Origin of the sequence: Klebsiella sp. BIGb0407 (assembly GCF_024807845.1) — a bacterium.
GTDB lineage: Bacteria > Pseudomonadota > Gammaproteobacteria > Enterobacterales > Enterobacteriaceae > JGM124.
This window is the reverse complement of the sequence record NZ_JANUEQ010000013.1, coordinates 75,504-83,817: the sequence shown is the minus strand read 5'-3', so window position 1 is coordinate 83,817 and position 8,314 is coordinate 75,504. Positions and strand designations below refer to the sequence as shown.

The 8,314-nt window shown below is 48.5% G+C and carries 3 protein-coding genes and 2 pseudogenes; all 5 read right to left on the bottom strand.

What is annotated here, in order from left to right:
- Nucleotides 1–4,258, bottom strand: a pseudogene (locus M2387_RS24740) (hypothetical protein); the annotation flags it as partial.
- Between the two features lie 79 nt (nucleotides 4,259–4,337).
- Nucleotides 4,338–4,751: pseudogene (locus M2387_RS25990) on the bottom strand (retention module-containing protein); the annotation flags it as partial.
- A gap of 525 nt (nucleotides 4,752–5,276) precedes the next feature.
- Entirely contained in the window at nucleotides 5,277–5,618 is a 342-nt protein-coding gene (locus M2387_RS24735) for a nucleolar protein 16 (RefSeq protein ID WP_259053341.1), read from the bottom strand.
- A gap of 17 nt (nucleotides 5,619–5,635) precedes the next feature.
- Complete coding sequence (locus M2387_RS24730) at nucleotides 5,636–7,579, bottom strand: bifunctional diguanylate cyclase/phosphodiesterase (RefSeq protein ID WP_259053339.1); 1,944 nt, start codon at nucleotides 7,577–7,579, stop codon at nucleotides 5,636–5,638.
- Between the two features lie 9 nt (nucleotides 7,580–7,588).
- On the bottom strand, nucleotides 7,589–8,281 hold the full coding sequence (gene lapG / locus M2387_RS24725) for a cysteine protease LapG (RefSeq protein WP_409040425.1): 693 nt from the start codon (nucleotides 8,279–8,281) through the stop codon (nucleotides 7,589–7,591).
- Nucleotides 8,282–8,314: the final 33 nt, after the last annotated feature.

Sequence of the window (8,314 nt, the reverse complement as noted above, 5' to 3'; positions counted from 1 at the left end):
TCGGAATCACTGTCTGAATCGGAGTCGCTATCTGAGTCGGAATCACTGTCTGAGTCCGAGTCGCTGTCGGAATCCGAGTCACTGTCCGAGTCGGAATCGCTGTCGGAGTCGGAATCACTATCAGAGTCGGAATCACTGTCTGAATCGGAGTCGCTATCTGAGTCGGAATCACTGTCTGAGTCCGAGTCGCTGTCGGAATCCGAGTCACTGTCCGAGTCGGAGTCGCTGTCTGAATCCGAATCACTGTCTGCGTCGGAATCACTATCAGAATCGGAGTCGCTGTCAGAATCGGAGTCGCTGTCGGAATCTGAGTCGCTATCGGAATCCGAGTCACTATCGGAGTCCGAATCGCTATCGGAATCCGAGTCGCTGTCTGAATCCGAGTCGCTGTCGGAGTCAGAATCACTGTCGGAATCTGAGTCGCTATCAGAATCGGAGTCACTGTCAGAATCGGAGTCGCTATCCGAGTCGCTGTCGGAATCCGAGTCACTATCTGAATCCGAATCGCTATCGGAATCCGAGTCGCTGTCTGAATCCGAGTCACTGTCAGAGTCCGAGTCACTATCTGAGTCAGAATCGCTATCTGAATCCGAGTCGCTGTCGGAATCCGAGTCACTGTCCGAGTCGGAGTCGCTGTCTGAATCGGAATCACTGTCGGAGTCCGAATCGCTGTCAGAATCTGAGTCACTGTCAGAGTCGGAATCGCTGTCGGAATCCGAGTCACTATCAGAGTCGGAATCGCTGTCAGAATCGGAGTCACTATCTGAATCCGAATCACTGTCTGAATCTGAATCGCTGTCGGAGTCCGAATCGCTATCGGAATCTGAATCGCTGTCAGAGTCTGAGTCGCTATCGGAGTCCGAATCACTGTCTGAATCCGAGTCACTATCAGAGTCGGAATCGCTGTCAGAATCGGAGTCACTGTCTGAATCGGAGTCACTGTCGGAGTCGGAATCGCTGTCTGAATCGGAGTCACTGTCGGAATCCGAATCGCTGTCGGAGTCGGAATCGCTATCGGAATCGCTATCAGAATCCGAGTCACTGTCAGAGTCCGAGTCGCTGTCTGAATCGGAATCGCTATCGGAATCGCTATCAGAATCCGAGTCACTGTCAGAGTCCGAGTCGCTGTCTGAATCGGAATCGCTATCGGAATCGCTGTCCGAATCCGAGTCGCCGTCGGAATCGGAGTCACTATCTGAGTCCGAGTCACTGTCAGAGTCGGAGTCGCTGTCGGAATCCGAATCGCTGTCGGAGTCGGAATCGCTGTCTGAATCCGAGTCACTGTCTGAATCCGAATCGCTGTCGGAGTCGGAGTCGGAATCGGAATCGCTATCAGAATCCGAGTCACTGTCTGAATCAGAGTCACTGTCAGAGTCCGAGTCGCTGTCTGAATCGGAATCGCTGTCCGAATCCGAGTCGCCGTCGGAATCGGAGTCACTATCTGAGTCCGAGTCACTGTCAGAGTCGGAGTCGCTGTCGGAATCCGAGTCACTGTCTGAATCGGAATCGCTGTCTGAGTCCGAATCGCTGTCAGAGTCTGAGTCGCTGTCTGAATCGGAATCACTGTCTGAGTCGGAATCGCTATCGGAGTCAGAATCGCTGTCTGAGTCCGAGTCGCTGTCTGAGTCTGAGTCTGAGTCTGAGTCACTATCAGAATCTGAATCACTGTCCGAGTCCGAATCGCTGTCTGAATCGGAGTCACTGTCTGAATCCGAGTCACTGTCTGAATCGGAATCACTGTCGCTATCTGAGTCCGAGTCACTGTCGGAATCGGAGTCACTGTCAGAATCGGAGTCGCTATCCGAGTCGCTGTCGGAATCGGAATCGCTGTCTGAATCCGAGTCGCTGTCGGAGTCTGAATCACTGTCGGAATCTGAGTCGCTATCAGAATCGGAGTCACTGTCAGAATCGGAGTCGCTATCCGAGTCCGAGTCACTATCTGAGTCAGAATCGCTATCTGAATCCGAGTCGCTGTCGGAGTCTGAATCACTGTCGGAATCTGAGTCGCTATCAGAATCGGAGTCGCTGTCTGAATCGGAATCACTGTCGGAGTCCGAATCGCTGTCAGAATCTGAGTCACTATCTGAGTCCGAATCGCTGTCAGAGTCTGAGTCACTGTCTGAGTCGGAATCGCTATCGGAGTCAGAATCGCTATCGGAGTCAGAATCGCTGTCTGAGTCCGAGTCGCTGTCTGAGTCTGAGTCTGAGTCTGAGTCACTATCAGAATCTGAATCACTGTCCGAGTCCGAATCGCTGTCTGAATCGGAGTCACTGTCTGAATCCGAGTCACTGTCTGAATCGGAATCACTGTCGGAGTCTGAGTCGCTATCTGAGTCCGAGTCACTGTCGGAATCTGAATCACTGTCAGAATCCGAGTCGCTGTCAGAGTCCGAATCGCTATCCGAATCAGAATCGCTGTCAGAGTCCGAATCGCTATCCGAATCAGAATCGCTGTCAGAGTCCGAATCGCTATCCGAATCGGAGTCGGAATCACTGTCGGAGTCCGAGTCACTGTCTGAGTCGGAATCGCTATCTGAGTCTGAGTCGCTGTCAGAATCTGAGTCGCTATCGGAGTCAGAATCACTGTCTGAATCGGAATCGCTATCGGAGTCCGAGTCACTGTCAGAATCCGAATCACTGTCGGAATCCGAGTCACTGTCTGAGTCAGAGTCGCTGTCTGAGTCAGAGTCGCTGTCTGAGTCAGAGTCGCTGTCTGAGTCGGAGTCACTGTCAGAGTCTGAATCGCTATCTGAATCGGAGTCACTGTCAGAGTCGGAGTCGCTGTCGGAATCCGAGTCACTGTCAGAGTCGCTATCGGAGTCCGAGTCGCTGTCTGAATCGGAATCGCTGTCTGAGTCCGAATCGCTGTCGGAATCTGAGTCACTGTCGGAATCCGAGTCACTATCTGAATCCGAATCGCTGTCGGAGTCGGAATCGCTATCAGAATCCGAGTCGCTGTCTGAATCGGAGTCGCTATCTGAGTCGGAATCACTGTCTGAGTCCGAGTCGCTGTCGGAATCCGAATCACTGTCCGAGTCTGAGTCGCTGTCTGAATCGGAATCACTGTCGGAGTCCGAATCGCTGTCAGAATCTGAGTCACTATCTGAATCCGAATCGCTGTCAGAGTCGGAGTCGCTGTCTGAATCGGAGTCGCTATCGGAATCTGAATCGCTGTCAGAGTCTGAGTCGCTGTCGGAGTCCGAATCACTGTCTGAATCTGAATCGCTGTCGGAATCGGAATCACTGTCGGAATCCGAATCACTGTCCGAGTCGGAATCGCTGTCAGAATCTGAGTCACTGTCAGAGTCGGAATCGCTGTCAGAATCCGAATCGCTGTCAGAGTCCGAATCGCTATCCGAATCGGAGTCGGAATCACTGTCGGAGTCCGAGTCACTGTCAGAATCGGAATCACTGTCTGAGTCTGAGTCGCTATCAGAGTCCGAGTCACTGTCGGAATCGGAATCACTATCAGAATCCGAGTCGCTGTCTGAATCGGAGTCACTGTCAGAGTCCGAGTCACTATCTGAGTCAGAATCGCTGTCAGAATCCGAGTCACTGTCGGAATCAGAGTCACTGTCTGAATCTGAGTCGCTATCGGAATCCGAGTCACTGTCTGAGTCGGAATCACTATCAGAATCCGAGTCGCTGTCTGAATCGGAGTCACTGTCAGAGTCCGAGTCACTATCTGAGTCAGAATCGCTGTCAGAATCCGAGTCGCTGTCTGAATCGGAGTCACTGTCAGAGTCCGAGTCACTATCAGAATCTGAGTCACTGTCGGAATCAGAATCGCTGTCGGAGTCGGAGTCGCTATCAGAGTCCGAGTCACTATCAGAGTCCGAATCGCTGTCTGAATCGGAGTCGCTGTCTGAGTCCGAATCACTATCAGAGTCCGAGTCACTATCAGAGTCCGAATCACTATCAGAGTCCGAATCGCTGTCTGAATCGGAGTCGCTGTCTGAGTCCGAATCACTATCAGAGTCCGAGTCGCTGTCAGAATCCGAGTCACTGTCGGAATCGGAATCACTGTCCGAGTCCGAGTCGCTATCTGAATCGGAGTCACTATCGGAGTCAGAATCGCTATCTGAATCAGAGTCGCTGTCGGAGTCTGAATCACTATCGGAATCTGAGTCGCTATCCGAATCGGAATCACTGTCGGAGTCGGAGTCGCTGTCTGAGTCGGAATCGCTGTCAGAATCCGAGTCGCTATCTGAGTCGGAATCGCTGTCAGAATCCGAGTCACTATCAGAGTCCGAATCACTGTCGGAATCCGAGTCGTCTAACAGGGTTAACTCTTCTTGCTGTTCACTATCAGGGAAATCCAGGCCAATTGTCGGGTAGCCCGCCGCGGGATCGATGATTTCACCGGTTAAATCAAGGATAACATGGGTATGTGCACCACCAGTGCCAGCACCGGGTTGCCCGGTAGGTTGTGGGCCAGCAGCAGTTGCTTCAAGGATTTGTGTTGGATCCTGACCGTCCGCAATGGCTTGCTGCAGTGCAGCAATATCGGTTTGATCCAGATTAGTCGGTATTGCAGGCGATATTCTGGCACCATCCCACTGAAGATCCCGACCCAAGTCGAAAGTTTTACCATCAGGCAAAGTGATTGAGACCGCTCCATCTGCACCGGTGATTATCTGTTCTCCGGTAAAAATGCGGTCTCCCTCTATCAATAAACGCCGGCTTCCATCAGGTGCAATCGCAAAAACTTGCCCGATGACGACTTTTATTATTCCAGCTACGGCACTCATGATACTTCCCCTGAAACTTTGCTCGACACGGCCATGGGATTAGTTGTTCCCTGTTTATTTGATGCGATTAACCCAAGCTATGACGACAGGAAGATGAATAATGCCCTGATGGCCGGAGTGTGTAGAATTTGATAAGTAAACCGAATAATTATCTAACAGTTCAATAACGATATATACGTCACACTTCATCGCTAATCTGAACTCAATGCCTACAAATAACTCGAATTATTTTCGTTCTACATTTTTAGTATAACTAAATGAATTACTTATAGTTTCAAACATGAAAATAAGAATTTTCCTTATTTTACATTTCAAAAAAATTTCGTGCTAGTAATAAATACAGCATTAATAAAAAAAATAGTCTCTTATTTCAGATAATTATCAATTAGCGGAGATCTGTATCGTCACTCCATATAAATACAACAGTATTACCTGGAAGATAAAAAGTAGGTTTTATTCAGCTATAAACCTGACCCTCTTATCTGAATACTCGCCATATTCCAGACACATAAATAATGGCTGATACTAGATTAATCTATCACCATCATCATCTATCAAACCTTCCAGGCCCCCAAGAGTGCGCCGAGCTTCAGCCCTATTGAGAAGCTTATTTTGAGCTGCCAGAGGTAAATCAGTAATACTGATGATTCCCTTACTCATCAGCACTTCAATAAGATCCTCCAGGACACGAACCATCTCTGTGTCACTTTGTTGTAACAGCAGAAGTGTTGCCGCACGAAGCGTATTGACCTTCAGCCATTCGGTGATTTCCGGCGTGACCTCTTCATGCTTTTCGGTCGCCTCTGGAAATGCGAGATGTTCGACACGTACAATTTTGCCATCGCTATCACGTTCAATAAAAAGCATGATTATTCTCCTTCAAATTATTTAGTGAGAGTGCTGGCATCGCTAAAATAACGCCCCATGGCACCATAGAGTCCCATTTTTTCTAGCACGGCTAACTCGCCTTCTGTTTCAACACGCTCGGCTATGAGGGGCAAATTCACCTGGCGAGTCGCCCAGTAAATCGCCTCTATGAAGAGCTTTTTATCTTCTTCTTTATCGATATTTCTAATATACCCACCATCGACTTTGATCCATGCCAGACCCCACTGCGGCAAGTTACCAATCAAATGGAAGCGGCCACCAAAGTGCTGTATCCCTAAATGGCAGCCTGATACTTTTAATTTTTTTACCAGAATACTGACATGATCCGGATCGGGTAACTCGTTTTCGTCCAGCTCCAGGGTCAGCCTGCTTGCCAGGTGACTGACATTTTTTAGTGGTTTCAATAAGGCATCAATACTCGCTTCATCAGCAACACTTTCACCACTGATACTTAAAGCCATAGGCTGGGTATTCTTTTCCATTGCCAGAAGGGTTTGCTTAAGCATCACAATATCCATGCGACGGCTAAGAGCCAGACGATGGATCCACGGCATAAAGCGCCCCGCTGGAATCATCTCCCCCTCTTCGGTTTTTATCCTGGCGAGAATTTTATGATGCAAAATGACTTTATTATCGTTGCATTGATACACCGGCTGGGAAAAGAGCTGGAATCCATTATTCTCCAGGGTACTTTCCAGACGATTACGCCAGCGATAAAGATCGTCGTCGTTTTCCACTTTCTGCGATATCTGGCTACTGGCAAAAAAGCTCATCTCTGTTTGCGCCATAGCCAGAGCCTGATCTGCCTTGAATAAAACTACATTTGGAGTATCGCCAGTATTAAAAATAACTTGAGCGATATGCGCCAGAGGTGTGATATCCCCCATGCCCGTTTCATGAAGTATTTTAAGCTGATGAGTCAGTCTGGCTACCAGACCTTCCATCTCTTGCGGCAGAACGGATGAGGTAATAATGGCAAACTCGCCCCCGCGAACACGGGCAAGAAAGCCTTCATTATGGAAAAACTCCTGTTGCAAATCATTCAGGATATCGGCGATCGCAATTAATAATGCGTCAGTTTTCCCACCGCCAATTCGCTGATTAAGCCCGGTAAGATCCTGAACACGTAATAAAATAAGATGGCCTGAAGTCTGCTCTTCATCACTTAAACGAGACTGAAGATGAATATCAAAGGCACGTCGGTTGTTTAACCCCGTCAGGCTATCGTTATAAGCTTCCTGGCGTAATATTTCTGTACGTACCGCCTGTTCGCTAAACAGGGCTTTCAACTGAGTCACCATCATATTAGTGGCATCCACCACACGACGTAACTCTGGCGTTTTAGGGAATATAGGGAGAAAGATAAATTCGCGCTGGCTGATAGCCATCGCCTGCTTTACGATATAATTTAATGGTCGCAAACAGCGACGTAACATAAATCTAGCAGCCAGAACACAGATAATGCTGCAGGCACTCAGCATCAGAAAACTCGCTACAACACTTTCCCATAAACGTGTAAGCATAAATATCGGGTGGCTCATCACCTCGACACGTGCAACCTGCGTCCAGCCGCGCATCACAACCGCCTCGCCCATGCCAGGATCGAGGCGAACCAGACGGATAAACCAGTCAGGAACATCGCTACTTTGCGGCGTATTATGGCGTTCGATTAACGGCTTACCGGTATTAATATCAATCACTTCGATACGGGAAAAGTAGCCGCTATCAAAGATAGAGTTAACCATGAGTTCCGTCATAACCGGATCATCTATATTAGTGGTAAGAGAAAGTCCCAGAGCGGTTGCCGTATCCTGGGCGTGCGCATTCAACTGGTTATGAAACTGAACGCGTGAATTCTCTACCGTGACATAGAAACTGCCGCAAAAAATAGCTAGCGCAAACAAACAAATACCAATTAGTAGCTGTTTATAAAGTGACATAGCGACTTCCTATTCATTAATCTCAAATCCTTCTGCACGCATCTTGGTGAGAAGATCCTGCCAGCGAGAGATTTTTTTACTGTCGCCAACCTGTTTATTTTTTCCGGCCTGTGGGATCCAGAGTCCCTGCTCATTAAAAGAATATACCGGGAGCAAATCATTTCTTTGGGTTGCAGGTAATATTTTTGTATTTAAATTATCCAGAATCAACGGAACTGCATCAGGAGTCGCGTACCAGGCAACTACCATATGCGCTTGATTTAATTGTAAAGCTTTAACGTAAGTAATACGTAACTGGCTGGCAGGAATACCTAACTCACGTAAGGTAAAATATTTCGCCAGCGCATAATCCTCACAGTCTCCTGCGCCTTTACGTAAAAACTCAATCGGTGTTGCCCAGTAATCCTGCTGACCCCAGACTATAATATCGTCGCGAAAATCCATGCGAGAATTAAAAAAGTGATTTACCCGGTTTAAGGTCTTTTTAATATCCCCCTGATGGGGTTCATTAAATAATGCAGTCCACTCATTAATACGACGCTGTGCCTCTGGTGACATAGGGCCATACAGCTGCAAACTTTGAATATTAATGGTGTTAAAATCCCAGCCGATACCGGGCTTGGGGGACCACGCAAGTAATAGCGCGAGGCCAAAGGTCAGCCAGCGTTGCCAGAATACGCGCTTATCGGGTCGGGATTTCACGCGCGTCGAAAGTCCCATTGGCGTGCAGTATCA